Annotated in this window: 17 protein-coding genes; 13 read left to right on the forward strand and 4 right to left on the reverse strand. The window is 37.9% G+C overall.

Translation table 11 applies throughout. The features are described from left to right. Nucleotides 1-5 precede the first annotated feature (5 nt). The 3 genes from RT723_RS05310 to RT723_RS05320 form a co-directional block, all read right to left on the reverse strand. Nucleotides 6-2,762, reverse strand: coding sequence for a nitrate reductase (locus RT723_RS05310; RefSeq protein ID WP_315946160.1), 2,757 nt, complete (start codon nt 2,760-2,762; stop codon nt 6-8). A 325-nt stretch (nt 2,763-3,087) separates the two neighbouring features. Continuing rightward, nucleotides 3,088-4,179 (reverse strand): CmpA/NrtA family ABC transporter substrate-binding protein, encoded by a 1,092-nt coding sequence (locus RT723_RS05315; protein ID WP_315946161.1) that lies wholly within the window; start codon nt 4,177-4,179, stop codon nt 3,088-3,090. A 1-nt stretch (nt 4,180) separates the two neighbouring features. Then, nucleotides 4,181-4,804, reverse strand: coding sequence for an ANTAR domain-containing response regulator (locus RT723_RS05320; protein ID WP_216055219.1), 624 nt, complete (start codon nt 4,802-4,804; stop codon nt 4,181-4,183). A gap of 437 nt (nt 4,805-5,241) precedes the next feature. On the opposite strand from RT723_RS05320, the gene RT723_RS05325 reads away from it, so the two are divergent. The 4 genes from RT723_RS05325 (at nt 5,242) to RT723_RS05340 (ending at nt 8,128) form a co-directional block, all read left to right on the forward strand. Beyond that, nucleotides 5,242-5,796, forward strand: a complete 555-nt coding sequence (locus RT723_RS05325; protein ID WP_216055218.1) for an RNA polymerase sigma factor — start codon at nt 5,242-5,244, stop codon at nt 5,794-5,796. Then, on the forward strand, nt 5,783-6,475 hold the full coding sequence (locus tag RT723_RS05330; RefSeq protein WP_216055217.1) for a hypothetical protein: 693 nt from the start codon (nt 5,783-5,785) through the stop codon (nt 6,473-6,475). The genes RT723_RS05325 and RT723_RS05330 overlap by 14 nt, the downstream gene beginning before the upstream one ends. An 89-nt stretch (nt 6,476-6,564) precedes the next feature. Continuing rightward, a complete protein-coding gene (locus RT723_RS05335; protein ID WP_315946162.1) occupies nt 6,565-7,545 on the forward strand; it encodes a hypothetical protein in 981 nt (326 codons plus the stop codon). A 151-nt stretch (nt 7,546-7,696) separates the two neighbouring features. Next, entirely contained in the window at nt 7,697-8,128 is a 432-nt protein-coding gene (locus RT723_RS05340; protein WP_216055215.1) for a VF530 family protein, read from the forward strand. A 250-nt stretch (nt 8,129-8,378) separates the two neighbouring features. On the opposite strand, the gene RT723_RS05345 is transcribed toward RT723_RS05340, so the two are convergent. After that, entirely contained in the window at nt 8,379-8,651 is a 273-nt protein-coding gene (locus RT723_RS05345; protein WP_315946163.1) for an EF-hand domain-containing protein, read from the reverse strand. 341 nt (nt 8,652-8,992) lie between these two features. Between RT723_RS05345 and RT723_RS05350 the strand changes: the two genes are divergently transcribed. From RT723_RS05350 to RT723_RS05390, 9 genes are all read left to right on the forward strand, one after another. Next, on the forward strand, nt 8,993-9,553 hold the full coding sequence (locus tag RT723_RS05350) for a hypothetical protein (protein WP_315946164.1): 561 nt from the start codon (nt 8,993-8,995) through the stop codon (nt 9,551-9,553). Then, nucleotides 9,544-10,488 carry a HAMP domain-containing sensor histidine kinase gene (locus RT723_RS05355; protein WP_315946165.1) on the forward strand — a complete coding sequence of 315 codons (945 nt, stop codon included), beginning with the start codon at nt 9,544-9,546 and terminating at the stop codon, nt 10,486-10,488. Before RT723_RS05350 ends, RT723_RS05355 begins: the two co-directional genes overlap by 10 nt. Next, on the forward strand, nt 10,485-11,063 hold the full coding sequence (locus RT723_RS05360; protein WP_315946166.1) for a hypothetical protein: 579 nt from the start codon (nt 10,485-10,487) through the stop codon (nt 11,061-11,063). The genes RT723_RS05355 and RT723_RS05360 overlap by 4 nt, the downstream gene beginning before the upstream one ends. After that, nucleotides 11,060-12,442, forward strand: coding sequence for a sigma 54-interacting transcriptional regulator (locus RT723_RS05365; protein ID WP_315946167.1), 1,383 nt, complete (start codon nt 11,060-11,062; stop codon nt 12,440-12,442). Before RT723_RS05360 ends, RT723_RS05365 begins: the two co-directional genes overlap by 4 nt. An 82-nt stretch (nt 12,443-12,524) precedes the next feature. After that, entirely contained in the window at nt 12,525-13,736 is a 1,212-nt protein-coding gene (chrA, locus tag RT723_RS05370) for a chromate efflux transporter (protein ID WP_315946168.1), read from the forward strand. Between the two features lie 84 nt (nt 13,737-13,820). Beyond that, nucleotides 13,821-15,191 carry an oxygen-independent coproporphyrinogen III oxidase gene (gene hemN, locus RT723_RS05375; protein ID WP_315946169.1) on the forward strand — a complete coding sequence of 457 codons (1,371 nt, stop codon included), beginning with the start codon at nt 13,821-13,823 and terminating at the stop codon, nt 15,189-15,191. Between the two features lie 65 nt (nt 15,192-15,256). After that, on the forward strand, nt 15,257-16,843 hold the full coding sequence (locus tag RT723_RS05380) for a DNA recombination protein RmuC (protein WP_315946170.1): 1,587 nt from the start codon (nt 15,257-15,259) through the stop codon (nt 16,841-16,843). A gap of 84 nt (nt 16,844-16,927) precedes the next feature. Then, nucleotides 16,928-18,202, forward strand: coding sequence for a threonine/serine exporter family protein (locus tag RT723_RS05385; RefSeq protein WP_216055207.1), 1,275 nt, complete (start codon nt 16,928-16,930; stop codon nt 18,200-18,202). Nucleotides 18,203-18,254: 52 nt separating this feature from the next. After that, entirely contained in the window at nt 18,255-18,566 is a 312-nt protein-coding gene (locus tag RT723_RS05390) for a hypothetical protein (protein ID WP_216055206.1), read from the forward strand. The last annotated feature ends 143 nt before the right edge of the window (nt 18,567-18,709 follow it).

Below are 18,709 nucleotides of genomic sequence, written 5' to 3' on the forward strand. Positions count from 1 at the left end.
TGTACCTACGCTTCTATTTCAGTAATTGGAATTTGCACTAACTTGGCATTATTAGATGCCGATAGGTTAAGTATTTGATTGTCCTTTACCTTGTGTTGTTGTCCGTGTTCGTTGATCAGAGCTCTTAATTCACTCTTACATGAACCACAATTGGTTCCACATTTAAGGCGTTGGCCTAATAATTCAGTGGTATTGTCATTATGATCAACAATGGCATTGATAATTTGGGTTTCACCTACTTTGAAACAGCTGCATATGGTTTTGCCATTTAAAAAGTCTTGCGCCACGTCGGCACGTAAAATTCGGTTAATTTGTTCAACGGTAACGCTAGGTTGGTCAAATAGGCTTTCTACCCAATCTGCATTTATTTCTGGTTTGTACGATGCTAAAAACGCAGCAAATTGTAATTTGTTGTCTTTAATGCAAAGTACCGTTCTAATGCCACTTTGGCTGTTTTCAAAATAACTCCAGTCACCAGCAATATCGGTATTATCTCGACACCAGTTAATGGCTAAATCGATAGGTAATGAATTGGCACAAATGTATTCAAAACCTGAGGTTATTTTTACTTTTGCCCAATAATCACTGTTAGGTTGAAATTCAACGTCTGAAAAACATTGAATGAATTGTTCGGTGTTATATTTTTCTATTTTGACCACAGTAAATTTACTTTCTGGCTGTCCAGAAATTGGGTCAACAAATGAACCAAAACATTTAGATATATTTGCCGTTGGTGCGGTTAATTGGCTCCAATGTATAGGAGCAAACACGTTGCCAACTTTTAACCCTTTATCAAATTGCAACGGCAAAATAACTTCACCATAGGGACTGGTGACTTTAACTAAGTCGGATTTACTTAATCCTAATTGTTCGGCTTCTTTTGGATTAATAAACAAAAATGGTTCTTTGATATTTTTGGCTAGTGCCGCTGATTTTCCGGTTCGGCTCATGGTGTGCCATTGATCTCTTAAACGGCCTGAGTTCAAAATATACGGAAATTCTGTTGTTGGTGTTTGTTGCGGTAATTGCGCGACAACATGAATAAATTGGGCTTTTTGGGATGGTGTATAAAACAAGCCGTCATCAAAAATATGTTGGCGGCCATTTGGATACGTACTGTTGATTGGCCATTGAACAGGTATAAGACGGTTATATTCATTCAGGCTTAACGTGCTTAAACCAGAAATATCAAAGTCACGCACTGCATGACCATGTGAGCCATTTTTATAACCCGATAATGCTGCATGTTCTTTAAAAATATCAGCTGCATGGTGGTAATCAAAATGACTTGCAAAACCCATTTTGTGGGCGACATCACGGATGATCTGCCAGTCATGTTTAGCTTGCCCTGGTGCTGGCATTAACCCCGTTTGACGAGAGATCCTTCTTTCTGAGTTCGTTACTGTGCCGTCTTTTTCACCCCATGTTGTTGCAGGTAGTTTTACGTCGGCATAGGTTAAGGTATCATTTTTTTCCATGCAGTCTGAGACCACAACAAATTCACATTTTTTAAGGGCTTGTTCAATAACGTTACGATTTGGCAAACTCACTAGTGGGTTGGTTGCCATTATCCAAACGGCTTTGATTTCACCGGCGTTTATCTTGTCGAATAAGTCTATGGCTTTGGCACCTGCTTTTGTGCAAATTGTGGGGGATTGCCAAAACTCTTGCACTAATTGTTGGTGGTTTTGATCTTCTATATTCATATGGGCCGCTAGCATATTTGCCAAGCCACCGACTTCACGCCCCCCCATGGCATTAGGTTGTCCTGTGATAGAGAAAGGCCCTGAACCTAATTTTCCAATTTTTCCTGTAGCCAAGTGGCAATTGATAATGGCATTACACTTATCTACGCCTTGGCTAGATTGGTTCACACCTTGAGAGTAAAAAGTCACACTGGATTTTGAATCAGCAAATAATTGATAAAATTGAGTGAGTTGTTCAGGACTCAAATCACATAACAAAGCCGTATTGTCTATATCACTGTGAGCTACTCCCGCAGCTGTTGTAGACCAGCCTTCACAATGAGCATTGATATAGTTATTGTCTATCGCATTATGTTGAATCAAGTAATGTAATAAACCGTTAAATAAAGCAACGTCACTGCCTGCTTTTAAAGGCAAGTGAAAATCGGCTAGTTCAGCGGTGGCGGAACGTCTTGGGTCAATAACAATGATTTTAACGTCAGGGTTCGCCAATTTGGCCTTTTCCATACGTTGGAATAAAACAGGATGAGTCCAAGCCGCATTTGAACCCACTAAGATTAATAATTCGGTATGGTCTAAATCTTCATAACTGCACGGAACCGTATCAGAACCAAAAGCACGTTTGTAACCGGCTACTGCTGAGGACATACATAAACGTGAGTTGGTATCTATGTTGGCAGAACCAATAAATCCTTTCATTAGCTTGTTGGCAATATAATAATCTTCAGTTAACAGTTGCCCAGAAACATAAAAGGCCACGGAGTCAGGGCCGTATTTTTTTATGGTTTGTTGAAATTTATCAGCAACATGTAGTGTCGCTTGTTCCCAGTCTACCGGTTTGTCAGCAATCATTGGATGTAACAAGCGGCCGTCTAAATCGACGGTTTGTATTAGATTAGAACCTTTGACACACAGTCGGCCAAAATTAGCTGGATGAGTTTCAGTGCCTTTAACTGCAGTTGGAACTGAATTTATTGTAGTGACATCCACGCCACAACCTACCCCACAGTACGGGCAACTTGATCTTATTATTTTCTGTTCAAATTGTTGGGTCATGTATTACTCACAAAAAAAAGGCGACAACCATTAAGGAAGCGCCTTTGCTTAAAAATTTAAATTTGTACCTCAACATTGAGGAGCTAATAATTCAGAGTTTTATCACTCTTAGCTAATGTCGAATAATAGTCTAAACAGGGTATTTATTATTCGGCTATGGTTATTAAGTAACAAGTTATATGCCAGTAAAAAAGAAACTGAATATTTATCTTAACCCTCTGTTATTAATAGCTTTAGTATTATTGAAGTAAATAAGCCATTATTTAACCTTGCACAGTATTGGTGCTAAATCGTTATTAGCTGTATTGAATGTCACCTAATTGGGTCATCTTTTTTTCATATCTAACATGCTTTTGTATAAGTCAGGTCGGTAGACGTCCTTTAATAACTGTTGTTTTTGCGCTTGAGTAAAGTCATGTGGTAACTGGTGAGCCATCGCCATTTTATCCAAAAGAACTCGACCTTGGCTTAACTTGGGTAAATTAGCATCTTTACTAATAAAGCGATTATATGCAGGAATATTCCTTGGTGTTCCATTTTGCGTCGTTAGACAACTGCCAATTAATGACGGTGCAATAACATCAAGCGGTTCGCCTAAATAAGTTTGTAAAACGGCAGCTGCTTCAAATCGATTAGCGGTGGAGTTTAGCCATTCACAGGTTTGTTGTACTGCGGCCAACAGCGCTATAAATGTATTTGGGTGTTGTTGTTGCCATTGTGAGGTTACGGCTAGCACTTTTTCAGGTGCTTCTTGCCAGATATCACATGAAGTGATCACGGTGGCGCCAATGCCTGCTCTTACTGCTTTAGTATTCCAAGGTGTGCCAACGCAAAAACCATCTATTTCGTCATTTTCTAACGCCGCTGTCATTTCGGTTGGCGGAATGATGATAATTTCGATGTCATTATCTACATCAATTTCAGCAATAGATAACCAATCCCTTAATTGAAATAGGTGACATGAGTACGGATAGACTGCAGCAAACCTTAATTTGGCTTGGCCGTTATCACGTTTGTTTTGTACGATTTGATTTATCCATGAAGAATCAAGCGGTAATACAGGTTCTTGACCGTTATTTAGTTGCTTGATCTGTTCAAATAACGCAGTGGATAACGTAATACCATTGCCATTCATGCTTAAGTTAAACGCGTTAATAACATCACATTTTGCACCATTTAACCCTAATGTACTGGCTAGCGGCATTGGAGCTAACATTTGAGCTGCGTCTAACAGGCCTGTATGCAACCTGTCTCTGACAGTCGCCCAAGAATGTTGGATATGCAAGTTTACCTGTAAACCCCATTGTTCAAAAAAGCCTAAATGTTTTGCCATTACCAGTGGCGCACAGTCAGTAAGGGCAACAATACCTATGTCTAAGTCAGTTTGTTCTAATGCTAAATCTTGTTGTATGGTCATGTTATTTTGCTCCACCCATTAACTGCATCATGGAGATTAGATTTTTGGCAACATCTTCCATTTTTTGACCGTTATCCATCGCCATTTTTCTAATTGCAGAATAAGCTTGTTGTTCGGTCATGTTTTGTTTTTCAATTAATAACGCTTTGGCTTGATCAACCCATTTTCTGGATTCGAGTTGACGTTTGGCGTCGGATAGTTCGTTTCTCAATCCTTGGTGTTCATTAAATCGAGCTACGGCGACATCTAATATAAACTTTGCTCGTTCAGGATTAGTATCCCCAGATACATAAGCACTGACACCGGCTTTGATTGACTCACGCATTAAATCAGGCTGATCTTGTTCGGAAAACATCACAACCGGTTTAGGGTTAAAGGCTGATATAGTGCTTAAACTTTCGATGGTGTCGCGGTTTGGGGATTCAATATCAATAAGAATAATGTCAGGTTCGGTTTTTTCGACTTCTTTTAACAAGGAGACACTGGTATGAGCCAAGTGTTTTACTAAATAAGGCGTGTCTTTTAAGGCCGCTTCAAATGTTTGAGCTCTGTCCATATTGTCGTCAATGATTAAGACGGTTAATAGTTTTGCTGCTGTGGTCGATTTTTTTTGTTTTACAGCCATTTGGATAAATTAGCACCTGTTTCACTAACGCGAATATTTTGATGGCTAGCATTACTTCAAGTATTGCACCAAAACTATGAATAAACGGGTGTTTGATTGTTAATTATTGATTTTTATAGATTTATCTTTAATTGATTGGGCTCGTACAGATCGTCTCTGTTTAATGTTTTATCAAATTTGCACCAAAGAAATGTAGGGTTAATAAGTTATGCACAGAATTGGTGAGTAATTAATACAACATAAACTTAAGTAGCTGGATGATGGTTAATTAAATTTATTTTGATTATTTTAAATAAATTTAAAACTATTTATAAACAGGGCTCGACTATACACATGAACCTAATAAAGCGATGGTTTAACGTTTGGTGAAAGGCCAAGTTAGTAAACTTTAAAGAGTGTTATTACTCAACAAAATTATAAGAGAGGAAGCTTTGTCATTGTTTAAACAAACCGATGAAAAGCTAATAAAAAAGGCACTAAAGGGAAGTCAATCAGCTTGGCAACAATTGATATCGCGTTATGAAAAGACGGTTTATCATTATGCGTTACGTATGACTAGTAACTCGGATGACGCCTTAGATTTGATGCAAGAGACCTTTGTTTCAGTATGCCGTAGCTTGCCTGATTATCGTGGGGATAGCAGCTTTAAAACTTGGTTGTTACGTATTGCACATTTTAGAATCATTGAATTTTATCGTAAACGTAAGTGGTTTGCGGATGAGTCTGAATTAGATAATGTCGATGCAGATCCCAGGCATACATGCCCAGAATTAGCGTTAAATAACAAACAGACGCAATTACAAATTGTGCGTGTCATGAAACAGTTACCTTTGGAACAAAAGCTAATTGTTGAATTAAAAATATTTCAACAGCAAACCTTTGATGTGATAGGGCAGCAGTTAGGGATTTCGAATAATACCGTGAAATCCAGATTTTATTCTGCTTTAGATAAGTTAAAAGTATTATTGGAGGCCAATTATGACGCAGCATGAGTCAATAAAGTCAGAGCAATTGGAACGTAATTTTGAACGCTGGCTAAGTGGTGATACGTTAACGGAACAAGAGTTAACGCAATTGAAAATGCATCCAACGTGGTCAGAACGTATGTTAGCGTTTAATAATATGGAAATGTTAGCTGAACAAATGAACAGCGAGTCAGTTGACGTTCCAAACTGGAATAAAGATGCGGGGTTTGACCAATATTTACGCCAACCAAGCTGGTGGCAATCTAATGGTATGGCGATGACCGCCATGTGTTTTTCTATTTTTGCTTGTGTAGTTATGCTTTTTGACTTGCGAGTGAATATTTCAGAACAAGGCTTAATGATCACCTCGGCAGATCAATTGCAGCAACAAAAATTAAGCGCTGAATTTGATAAATTAGCGAAACAAAATAATGAACAAATTCAAACTCGTTTAGATAATTTCCAAGTGAACCAGCAGCAAAGTACTGCTCAAATGGTGAGTTATATTTTGGAAAACTCTCGAGCAGAGAGAAAAGAAGACATTCTAGATGTGGTTAATTTAATTCAAAGGCAGCGAGTGGACGATTTAGATTATTTAAAGCAGCAGTTTAGCGACATTAATTACAGCATTAAATCAGTCGAAAGAAAAAGCCGCAGACGAATTGCAGAACTGAGAGACGACGAATCTCAACTATCAGACGAATAACATAAACCTAATCGTTGGTTTGAAGAATGAAACATTAAGGTAATCCATCGCTTTATTTCCTTAATATATAAAAATTAATTGGAGTTATTATGACTATTTTATCATTACCTAAAAAAGTAAAACTGGCGGTGTTGTCACTTAGTGCTTTGTTGGTAGGAACATCATTACAAGCAGCCACCATTGAACAAAGTACCTTAGATAGAATTCAACGAGACATGAATATAATGACAAAGATCTTAGAAACATCTTTGGAACAAGGGCGAGAAAGGAATGTAAGAATTGAAGGGTTTTATTTAGCCAATCAAGGCATGGTATTTAATGTGGACCCGAGTCATCGTTTTCACTTTGATATGAACGATAGAAACTTTGCTCCTGTTATGCCAACAGCACCGATTGCACCTGTGGTTATTAGTGGTGATGCACGAAAATACTTATCCGAACAGGAAATAGAAGAGATAGAAGAGGAAGCGATGGCTGCGGCTGAATCAGCGATGGAAATGGCTGAGATTTCAATCGATTTTATATCCGACTCAGACTGGTCTCAATACACAAATAAAGAACGTACGGAACAACGTGTAATTCAAAAAACCATGCGTGATGAAACAAGAGCATTAGAACGTGAAGCTAGGCAACTAGAGCGTGATGTTAGAGAGATAGAACGCAAACTCCGTGACGCTGAATTTGAAGGTGAATTGCAAGATGCCAAAGAGTCTGAAAAAGTTAAATCATTAAAAAAAGAAATGAGCAAACTTACCGACGCACTGACAAAAGTAGCGGGCAAGATCCAAGAAAAGTCAGATGCGTTAAGAAAAAAAGCAGAAGCCATTCGCAACAAAGAATTAGAGAAACAGAAAAAAGCGTTAGCTGAAACAGAAAAAGTGATCAGTCAGACAGTATGCGATTTTGGTTCAGGGTTACGTTCATTACCAAACGATCAACATATATCGTTTAACATTGAAGGCAAGGTAGACCGTTTATACATATTCACCAAGCAAAACATTATGCAATGTGGAGATGGAAAAATTAACGCTGCCAAGATGTTAGAGAACGCCATTAAGTATTCTTTATAATCACTCAAGTTATTATATAGGTTTATCAAAGAGCAGCGTATTTAGGCTGCTCTTTTGGTTTTTTGCATCAAATATCCGCACTGACTATCTTAACAATGTCATACAAACTATAATGACCTCATATTAAAGTTATACAGTTATTGTTATCCCCATGAGCACAGAAGAAATTTATAAAAACAACCCATTACACGGTAAAAAACTAGAACAAATATTAGAAGAGTTAGTCGACTTTTATGGTTGGAATATCCTGTTTGCGTATTTGAATTTACAATGTTTTAAAACCAACCCAAGTATTGAGTCGAGTTGTAAGTTTCTAAGAAAAACCCAGTGGGCACTTGAAAAAGTGGAAGGGTTTTATATGTATAAATTAAAGAACTTACCAAAGCCAGACGATACGCAATTTGCTTTACCTCCGCGTGATCGTATCGTGCCGTTAAATCAAAAGCCAAGAACACCAAGAGAATTGAGCTTAGCGGATGCTGAACGTGTGAAATACAACAAACAAAAAGCTAATTTAACGCGTTCTATTAGACAAAAAGCGTCTACCGTTGAAGACCCTTGGGGCGCATCAAGAAGAAAATAACGTAACAATATATTGTGCATGCCATTCCGGAAAGAATTTCATCTATTGCGGTGGTGAGTTTTTATACCATTGGTATTACTGCAATGATGGTTAGTTTCGCGTAATTAGCACTAAGTTTTGTGTCGAAATACCAAGAGCCTTTTCTTGTGGTAAAAAAGCCAGTTACATGCTTTCGCATAATAACTGGCAATCGAGGAGAGGTTACATTGTCATTCATACATAGATAAATGATGTTTGTTACCTGAATCTATTAGAAAGATTCAAGTTCTTTTTTGCTTAAGCTGCCATCGTTGTTGGCATCGATTTTAGTAAAGTTACTGATTAAAGTGCTGTTTTTACTCGCCATAACTTCTTCTTTACTTAACTTACCGTCGTTATCCGAATCTAATTGACTTAATAAATGGCTAAGGTCAGTTCTACTTCCCATTCCTGTCTGTATGTTGGTCGCTTGGTTTGCACTAACAAAAAATGTAGCAACTAAAGAACTAATAACAACTAGGGTAATTTTTTTTAAACTTAACATTTTAATTTTCCTTTTTATTTAAGATTAACGTAGTAGTTTCGTACTAACGATAGGTATATTGCAGTCAACGTGCCAAAGTGTAAGCTATTGTTATTTAAGGTTTATTTTAATTTTTTATTGTTGATCTGTCGCTAAATGGAGACAGTGAAATTAATTAAATTTAGTATTTATGCAATAATACGTAATGAATTTTAAAATTTTATATATAAATCAATAATTAATGATTTGTATTGGAGGTGTGTGCGGACTGTCGCTAATACCAGACAATGTTGTTTATCCTTGTTAAACAGGGTTAAATCGAACAGTTGATTATTCGTGTTAAACAAGGACGAGCTGGTTAAATGCAAGATTGGGTTAAAAAATTATCATTGTTTCGTGGTTCAATTAAATCACTGACCTTAATGGGATTTGGTTTAGTGGCTTTGCCTTTGGTATTTGCTTTGCTTTATAGCGCCAATCAAGTGAATAAGTTATCTCAACAGGGAACGTCAGCTATCTTTAATGTTGCTGAGCTGGTTGAAGTTAATCGTCAGATCAGTCAAGCACAGTCTAGGTTGGAGCGATTTTCAGGTCAATATGTTGTGTTAAAAGAGCAAGAGTTGCTTAATCAATATTTAGCGCAAAGAGTGTTACTCGACAGTGTACTTACCCAAGAGTTTAAACAATATCACGATATTCAATTGTCAGAATTGATAGAGACTTATACAAATAAAATCGTAGAAATAGATCAGTTAATACAAAGCACCCCCGCAAATCTAATTAATTTAAATCAAGTGCAAGAGCACTTTAAAGCGTTGTCACAGATCAATCAGAAAATATCACTGCACTCCAATCAAATTATTAATCAACAAGCAAAAGGAATGGAAAGTTCGGCTAACGAAATAAAAAAACCATGTTGCTGAGTTTATTAATTATTCCAATTACGTTATTGATTGCTGGCGTGTTTATCGTGTTGATCACACGTCCGCTTAAAGTATTACTCGGAAAAATAAAACGATTAGAGCAAGGTAGTTTTCAATTGCCTATCACGGTAGATGGCTCTGCAGAGATCAAAGAAATTGCGGATGCTCTAGAGTTGATGCGCAGCCGATTACATATATTAGAGTTACAAAAGTCGAGTTTTATACGTCATATCTCACACGAATTAAAAACACCGTTAGCGGCAATTAGAGAAGGCACTGAATTAATTTACGACAATAGTGTGGGTGAATTAAATAATGACCAGCAAGAGATCACTAACATCATCCGAACGAGTGTGTCTCGTTTGCAGCAATTAATTGAAGACTTACTCGACTTTAATATCGTATTGGACTCAACCAGTTTACAAGACGCTGAAGTAATTAACTTAAACAAAGAGATAGAAGACGCGTTAGCGTTGCGTTTGTTAGATGTGAACCGAAAGCAGCTCAAAGTAAGTAAAGACATCGCTCAATTATCACTACAATGCAATCGCAAACAATTTAGTGTCATCTTGGATAATCTATTATCAAACGCAATTAAGTTTTCACCAGACAAAGGCACGATTACCATTAAGGCTTGGGTTGAATATCAGACGTTACAGCTATCAATAACCGACCAAGGTGTAGGTATCGCTTCTTCATTGTTTGACAAAATATTTGATGCGTTTTATCAGGGGGCAATAGAGCATAACAGTCCGATAAAAAGCAGTGGTTTAGGGTTAACCATAGTGAAAGAGTTACTCATGCGATTAAACGGCAGTATTTCTATTGATAGCGACATGAACTCACCAAGTTTTACCACGTTTACAATTAGTTTGCCTAAAGCAAAATTGTTATCACCTACCACCACTTCTATGTTGGAAAAACCATCATTATGATTATGCGATTTAACACATTTACCTTTTTGAAAACCATTGTCACATTTGTACTATTTATGACCCTGTTTGGTTGTCAGTTAACTAACTTTCAGCGTTCAGAGATTACGAAACCAGCGCCAGTGGTGAATGAAACAACGCCTATGACGAGTTATTACTTATGGGTTATGAAGCTAGACAAACAGGAAGTGCAGGCTGAAATTAATAAACTACAAAGTAAACTTAATGAAGGGAATACCGTCGCTAAATTGCGTTTATTTTTGTTACACAGTTTGCCAAGCTCGCCCCAATACAACCCAACCGAAGCATTATCTCAACTTGAGCAGCAAGCACTTGTTGGTGTACCTGATACAGATTTAGCCTTTATCAGGATGCTAAAAAGTCAATTGCAGCAGCAAGTATCGAACAATAAAAAACTAACCAGCCAGCAGCGGTTATTGAATAAAAAACAAAAACAGCTTAAGGCACAAAGTAACAAGCTCGCAGAGTTAGAGTTACGTTCGCAAAAATTACAGCAACAAATTACTCAGTTAAAAGAAATTGAGCGTTCAATAAATGATAATGGAACCCCGTTATGAATGAGTCAGACAGTTTAAATACTAATCTCAATAAAGAAAAAATTCTTATTGTTGATGATGACCCGAGTTTGCTGCGTTTATTGGCTATACGTCTGAATGCGGTAAATTACCATGTTGAGTCAGCACAAAGTGCGAAACAAGCCTTAGGTATTTTGAAAAGTTTTCAGCCGCAATTGGTGATCAGTGATTTACGTATGGAAGGCATGGATGGCATGGCGCTGTTTGAAAAGATACGTCAGCAATATCCGAGTTTGCCGGTGATCATTATGACTGCTCATGGCACTATTCCAGATGCGATTAACGCTACTAAACAAGGTGTATTTAGCTTTTTAACTAAGCCATTCGAAAGCCAAGAATTACTGGATATTGTAAAACAAGCCATTCGGTTGCAACCTAGATCAAACCAAGATAATCCAGATTCTAATGATGCGTTATGGCGGGAGAAGATCATTTCTCGAAGTGCGGTAATGGAAACCCTGTTACAACAAACGCAACAAGTGGCTAAAAGTGACTTTAGTTTATTAATAAACAGTCAAAGTGGCACAGGTAAAGAATTATTAGCGCAAGCCATACATCAGGCCAGTGAACGCAGAGATAAACCTTTTACTGCAATTAACTGTGCTGCGATCCCAGAACAATTATTAGAGTCTGAATTGTTTGGGCATAAAAAAGGAGCGTTTACAGGTGCAGCTAATCATCACGTTGGTTTATTTGAAGCCAGTGATGGCGGTACATTATTTTTAGATGAAATTGGTGATATGCCAATGAATTTTCAAGTAAAACTGTTACGTGCACTACAAGAAAAAGAAATTCGGCCAGTGGGCAGTACGAGTTCAGTTAAAGTGGATGTTCGTATTATTTCAGCTACACATCAAAATTTACAAAAAGCGATTAAAGAACAACGATTTAGAGAGGATTTGTATTATCGTTTAAATGTTGTGGAACTGATTTTACCGCCACTATCTGAGCGCCGAGAAGATATCCCATTACTTGCTCAACACTTTTTGAGTCTAACGGCAGGCAGAACCAGCATTCAAGTTAATGGTTTTTCACAAGATGCAATGGAGTTATTAATTAGTGCGCCGTGGCCAGGCAACATTCGACAATTACAAAATGTGGTTGAACAAAGTGTGGCGTTATCGACAGAACCGGTGATCAATGAATCTTTAGTGCGCAATGCGTTACGAGATGCCCCAACTCAACATCCGTCGTTTCAAGAGGCCAGAGATCAATTTGAGCGGGATTATTTAGCAAGTATATTAAAAACCACCAGTGGTAACGTTTCTAAAGCGGCAAAAATCGCGCAAAGAAATCGAACCGAATTTTATAAGTTGTTAAATAAACATCATCTCAATGCAGAGTCCTTTCGCGATGGGTAACAATTTTTTCACTTTTATCGCGTTAAACTAAACGTATACTATGACAATAAACATCGACCAACTTTAAGTTAAAGCGCGTTATATGTCAGATAATGATGTGAAAACAGACAGCAAATACAGTGTATTTGCTGTATTTAAAACATTCCTTTTTCTAGGGCTAACGTCCTTTGGTGGGCCAGTTGCTCATTTAGGTTATTTCCGTAAAGAGTTAGTTGAAAAGCAACAGTGGGTTAGCGAAAGCCAATACGCTCAGCTATTGAGCATTTGTCAGTTTATTCCTGGACCTGCAAGTAGCCAACTTGGTTTTGCCCTTGGTTTGATTCGAGCTGGTTGGTCTGGAGCCTTAGCCGCCTTTGTCGCTTTTACTTTCCCTTCAATTATATTATTGATTCTGTTTGCTTGGTTATTACCCCTTCTTTCTGGTGATATTGGGGTTGCGATAATTCACGGCTTAAAATTAGTGGCTGCTGTTGTGGTCGCTGATGCAGTTTGGGGCATGTTTAAAAAACTATGTCCAGATCTGCCCCGGCGCATTATAACTTTGGTGGTTATCATTATCTTGTTATTGCTCGATTCTGTGTGGGCATTGTGGGCAGTTATTATCTTAGGTGGTGTGTTAGGCGGTACCTTCTGTCGTCAATCATCAACTGAGCCGGTAAGTGAAATTAAAGTGACCTATAGCCAACGATTTGGCTTTGTATTACTGACAGTGTTTTTTGTCTTGTTATTAGGCTTAATTGGAATCAGTCACAATGGTGGCATTGTGCAAGTCATGCAGATATTTTATCAAGCCGGTGCATTAGTTTTTGGTGGTGGGCATGTGGTATTGCCACTTTTACAGGAGTCAGTGGTGACAACTGGCTTAGTTTCCAATCAAGACTTCCTTGCTGGGTATGGCGCATCTCAAGCTATTCCCGGTCCTATGTTCGCCTTTTCTGCCTACCTTGGGGTGTTAATGTCAGGTGGGATTGAACAAAATATGATCTTGGTTGCATTTGTCGCCCTAACGTTTATGTTTTTACCCGGATTTTTGTTAGTCGCTGCTGTATTGCCTTTGTGGCAAGGTATTTCCAATAATAAAACGACGCTCAATGTGATAGCTGGGGTGAATGCCGCGGTAGTGGGTTTGTTAATTACGGTGTTATATGACCCGATACTTATTACGGGGCTGACCTCATTATTTGATGTATTAGCGATGGTGGTGGGAATACTGATGCTTAATCGATGGCAGTTATCGCCGTTGTTGGTCATTGTTTGGTGTTTAATAACCAGTGCTATGCATTTGTTAATTTAAGGTTTTTTGTTGCGCTCGATCAATAACTAATACAGGTAGATCTTTATACTTCACATCACTTTCTAATAGCAATGTGATTTTATTATGTCTCAGGTATTTAATTTAACGTCAGACTTATTGAATAAGTACAATATTAACGGGCCGAGGTACACCTCGTATCCAACGGCGTTAGAGTTTTCTGAGCAGTTTAGTAATCAACAATTTGAACTCGCTATTGAGCAGTCAGATTCTAAATTATTGTCTCTGTACATTCACATTCCATTTTGTCATAGCCTTTGTTATTACTGTGGTTGCAATAAAATAGTGACCAGACATAAGCACAAAGCCGATATCTATTTAGATTATTTAATCACTGAAATTACCTCTAGGGCTAAGTTGTTTAAACAACATAAAATTCAGCAGATTCATTTTGGTGGAGGCACCCCTAGCTTTTTATCAGAACAACAATTTTCAAGAGTTATTGATGCGATAGAACAACATTTTGTTCTGAATGAATGTGTGCAAATGAGCATTGAAATTGACCCACGCGAAATTGAACTTAACTTGTTAGATCATTTAAAAGGGTTAGGGTTTAACCGTCTTAGTTTTGGTTTCCAAGATACTAATCTTAAAGTGCAAGAAGCAATTAATCGTGTACAGGATAGTGACTTTGTTGATCAGTTAATTAAACGCGGACGAAGCTTAGGATTTGAATCGATAAATTTAGACGTTATTTATGGTCTCCCCCATCAATCAGCTGAACTGTTTAATAATACGTTAGCTAAAGTTGTTGAATTAAATCCAGATAGAATTTCTTTATTTAGTTATGCTCATATGCCATCTAAATTTGCGGCTCAGCGTAAAATAAAAGACGAATGGTTACCTCAGGTAAACGAAAAATTAAATCTGATGTTGTCAGCCATTGATGCGTTTTCAAAAGCCGGTTATGTGGCAATAGGCATGGACCATTTTGCCAAACCTAATGACGAATTAGCGATTGCCCAACAGCAAGGTCAATTACACCGTAATTTCCAAGGTTATACCACACAAGGTGAATGTGACTTATTGGGGTTAGGCGTATCGTCAATTAGTTCGGTTGGAAAATCTTTTAGTCAAAATTATAAAGATTTAAAGGATTATTATAATGCCCTTGATAACCACGAACATGCGGTAGAAAAAGGGGTGTTATTAACTCAAGATGATGTCATTCGTGGTGACGTTATTAAGCAACTAATGTGTAACTTTAAGCTAAATAAAAACAGTTTTAATACAAGGTTCAATATCGACTTTGACGAATATTTTGCCTATGAAATATGCAAACTTACTCCCTTTGTTAAAGATAGGTTAGTCACAATTGATAATACCGAAATATCCATTCGACCGATAGCTAAATTACTGATCCGTAACATTTGCATGACGTTTGATGTTTATTTACAAAAACAACTAAACAATCAGCGCTTTTCTCGGGTGATTTAATTCCCTTTTGTGACTCTGGTAGGCACAATACTAATTCTAAGTTATTGAATTAAGAGAAGCTTGTTTTGAACCAATTAATTACCTCTCCTGCCGTCTTAGTGATAAGCCTTATTGTCGCCTGTGTGTTTTTGATCTTGTTTGTGTTTTTATTATTTAAAAGCCGTTCTCAATTGAGCCTGCAACAGATTCAAATAAGTCAATTTGAATTGGTTAATAACAATGCTCAACAGCAAATTTCTGACTTACAAAGTGCACTTCATGAAGCCAAAGAAGGGGTATTAAACTTTCAAACCCAAGCGCAGTTAGCGAATCAGCAAGTGGCAAAGTATCAGGCCGATATCCAAGGATTAGAAACTCGACTTGATGAACGTGATAATCAGATCTCTGAATTAAAACAACAGTTGGAAAGTCAAACCTTTAACGTGCAAAGATTGCAATCTGCCCACAGTGAAGTGTCTAACGAATTAACAGAATTAAAAACGTCGTTGTCTGAAAAGCAATTACACTTTGAACAACAAAAGCTCGATGTTGAACAACAGCGTGAACAATTAAAAACTGAATTTTCAAACTTGGCCAATACCATTTTGGAAGAAAAAGGTAAGTCCTTTAGTCAGTCAAACAAAACTGAATTAGACTCAATTTTAAGGCCGTTCAAAGAACAAGTAGAAGGTTTTCAAAAACGGGTGAACGAAGTGCATTCTGAGTCTGTTAAAGGCCAGGCGGGATTAGCGGCAGAGCTCAAAAAAGTGTTAGACGTTGGCGTACAAATGAGTGGCGAAGCGAATAACTTAGCAACCGCACTAAAAGGGGAAAAGAAAACAGCAGGAAATTGGGGCGAAGTACAATTAGAAAGAACGTTGCAACTTGCTGGTTTGGTTAAAGGCGACCACTACGATAGCCAAGAGAAGTTTATGGATAAGGATGGTAATCGCAGATTGCCTGATTTCATCATAAAACTGCCGGATGACAAACACATCATCATTGATAGTAAAGTATCTTTAGTTGCCTATGACAAAGCTATTGGTGCAGAAACTGAAACGGAAGTCGCGTTAGCGCTTGATGAGCATGTTGGTGCGGTTAAAAATCATATTGATGACTTAAGTAAAAAAGATTACAGCAACTTAGTGGGCATGAAGAGCCCAAGTTTTGTATTGATGTTTATGCCAATAGAGCCTGCCTATATTGAAGCGCTCAAACATAAAAAAGATCTGTTTAATTATGGTTATGACCGTAATGTTATTTTAGTTTCGCATACGACATTAATGCCTATATTAAAAACGGTGGCTAACCTATGGCGTATAGAGCAAGGTAATTCAGAAGCGAAAGAAATTAGTGAAAAAGCGGGTGATATTTATAACCAAGTTTGCATTGTGGCTGAACGTTTACAGAAGTTAGGTAAAACGTTGGCAACGGTGAGTAATCAATACAATGACACAGTAAAAGGCTTGGCTGGTAAACAAGGTTTAGCGGGCAAAGTAGAGCGTTTCTCTCACTTGTCGAATAAGGTCACTAAATCTATGCCTCAGTTAGAAGCATCACATGCCGATGTTGAATTCGACAGACTTGAATTAGTAGCTGAGAAAGTAGAAACAACAAAAAGTAGCAAAGCTGATGACAAACAACCTAGTGTTGAAAACTCAGCAGAACAATAGAATACATCCGAGATCTAGTAACCATAGGTTACCAATAGTACTGTAGTCGTTTTTGAGCAGTCGATCATTTTGAACTCAGGTTCGATGAAATATCAAAGTAAGAGTAAACCCGTATTGGATAATATAGTGAATGACCATAACGAAACATTTAAGCAAAAACGAAAGTTCATAGTACGACTGGGTAAGATGTTGCACAAATATGGCATTCCCGCCTATCGATTAGAAAGCCATTTAATGGAATTGGCTGACGCTATCGAGCTGCGTTCGTCTTTTATCATATCGCCAACATCGATGACGTTTGTATTGTGGACGGAAGGTCATGAAGATGAATATACCCATGCTGCGCGTGTGGCTCCGGGTGACCTGGATATGGGCTCATTATCTCGTACTGATGAAGTAGTCAGCGATGTTATTTCAAACACATTAACCATAGATGAAGCCTTAGAGCGGTTAGATGAAATTGAGACTATGCCTAGCCGTAATGGCCGTGCAATTACAGGCCTATCTTATGTATTAGCAAGTGGTGCCTTTGCCATGTTAATGCGCAGTAGTTTAAACGATGTTTTATGGGCTGGATTGTTAGGCGGCATTGTTTATATTTTTGTGCTGTGGAGTGAACGCTCTAAAGGCATTACTAACATGTTAGAACCTTTAGTTGCTATGGTGTCAGCTTTTGCGGCCTGTGGTATAGCGGTCCATTATGACGCGTCCATTAGTATACGGTTAGTGATCCTATCTTCCATCATTGTATTCATACCCGGTTTAGCCTTAACCATTGGTCTAGCAGAACTTTCAGCCCGCCATTTAGTGTCTGGTACGGTTAAGATCATGGACGCCTTTATGATGTTATTTAAACTGTATTTTGGTGCGTTTTTAGGCATGGAATTAGGGTTCGCCGTTTTTGGTCATTCAGAATATGTTGCTTTGCCTCCTCTACCGCAATGGACAGTATGGTTAGCGATTGCAACCTTATGTACCTCGTTGATCATTGCCTTTAGAACCAGAAGAAAACATATGTTTTGGTCTATGGCGGCTGGTTTCATTGCTTATGCTTCAAGCAGTATCGGGGCGAGTTACTTTGATTTTGGTGTTGGTGCTTTTTTTGGTGCTTTTGTTATTGGTGTCTATGGCAATTTGTTTACTCGTTTTGCCAAAGCTCCTGCGGTTATCGTGGTAATGCAAGGGCTTATTGTATTAGTACCAGGTAGTAAAACCTTTATTAGTTTAAATACCTATATTGCCGGTGAAGGCTTTGCATATGCTGAACACGCCGGACAACAAGCGGTGGTGATATTTATGTCTATAGTCGCGGGATTAATTTTTGCAAACTCGGCGTTACCGCCGAAAAAGAGTTTGTAACTGCTGAAGCGTTAATACAGAACAAACGCACAATATTGATATAGGAACAAAAATGAGAATATTGTTATTGTGCGCCTTAGTTTTATCCATGTCTGGATGCGTTTTTTATCCCAAAGAAGCGAATAAACAAGACTTAGCTGCCAAATGCCACAAAAGTATGAAAACCAAAAAGCTAGTATTAGAGCTTTCTGAAAACCAAATGGCCTTAACGTGTGGACACTCACATAATGCGCAAGGTAATGCGGGCTGTGTTGCTTTGTTTGCTGCACTTATACCAGCTACTTCTTTGGTAGTTTCGGGCTCTATTGTATTAGTTGGTAATGCATTACATTGGTTGGAATATGAATCTCAATGCAGGACGTAATTGATTTTATTCATTAAATATATGAGTAACGATGTTAAATAGCGGTCACCACTAATATCTCTCAGTTATTTAATTATCGGTTCCCCCATTATTGGTAGATTTGGCTGGTAAAATCGTGCTTTTTCTGGTTAAATGCCGACCAA

Origin of the sequence: Psychrosphaera aquimarina, from assembly GCF_032461525.1 — a bacterium.
Taxonomy (GTDB): domain Bacteria; phylum Pseudomonadota; class Gammaproteobacteria; order Enterobacterales; family Alteromonadaceae; genus Psychrosphaera; species Psychrosphaera aquimarina.

What these genes read in the sequence shown, in the direction of transcription:
- RT723_RS05310 (WP_315946160.1), bottom strand. Translation starts at nt 2,762, where the DNA reads ATGACCCAACAATTTGAACAGAAAATAATAAGATCAAGTTGCCCGTAC.
- RT723_RS05315 (WP_315946161.1), bottom strand. Translation starts at nt 4,179, where the DNA reads ATGACCATACAACAAGATTTAGCATTAGAACAAACTGACTTAGACATA.
- RT723_RS05320 (WP_216055219.1), bottom strand. Translation starts at nt 4,804, where the DNA reads ATGGCTGTAAAACAAAAAAAATCGACCACAGCAGCAAAACTATTAACC.
- RT723_RS05330 (WP_216055217.1), top strand. Translation starts at nt 5,783, where the DNA reads ATGACGCAGCATGAGTCAATAAAGTCAGAGCAATTGGAACGTAATTTT.
- RT723_RS05335 (WP_315946162.1), top strand. Translation starts at nt 6,565, where the DNA reads ATGACTATTTTATCATTACCTAAAAAAGTAAAACTGGCGGTGTTGTCA.
- RT723_RS05340 (WP_216055215.1), top strand. Translation starts at nt 7,697, where the DNA reads ATGAGCACAGAAGAAATTTATAAAAACAACCCATTACACGGTAAAAAA.
- RT723_RS05345 (WP_315946163.1), bottom strand. Translation starts at nt 8,651, where the DNA reads ATGTTAAGTTTAAAAAAAATTACCCTAGTTGTTATTAGTTCTTTAGTT.
- RT723_RS05350 (WP_315946164.1), top strand. Translation starts at nt 8,993, where the DNA reads ATGCAAGATTGGGTTAAAAAATTATCATTGTTTCGTGGTTCAATTAAA.
- RT723_RS05355 (WP_315946165.1), top strand. Translation starts at nt 9,544, where the DNA reads ATGTTGCTGAGTTTATTAATTATTCCAATTACGTTATTGATTGCTGGC.
- RT723_RS05360 (WP_315946166.1), top strand. Translation starts at nt 10,485, where the DNA reads ATGATTATGCGATTTAACACATTTACCTTTTTGAAAACCATTGTCACA.
- RT723_RS05365 (WP_315946167.1), top strand. Translation starts at nt 11,060, where the DNA reads ATGAATGAGTCAGACAGTTTAAATACTAATCTCAATAAAGAAAAAATT.
- chrA (WP_315946168.1), top strand. Translation starts at nt 12,525, where the DNA reads ATGTCAGATAATGATGTGAAAACAGACAGCAAATACAGTGTATTTGCT.
- hemN (WP_315946169.1), top strand. Translation starts at nt 13,821, where the DNA reads ATGTCTCAGGTATTTAATTTAACGTCAGACTTATTGAATAAGTACAAT.
- RT723_RS05385 (WP_216055207.1), top strand. Translation starts at nt 16,928, where the DNA reads ATGAAATATCAAAGTAAGAGTAAACCCGTATTGGATAATATAGTGAAT.
- RT723_RS05390 (WP_216055206.1), top strand. Translation starts at nt 18,255, where the DNA reads ATGAGAATATTGTTATTGTGCGCCTTAGTTTTATCCATGTCTGGATGC.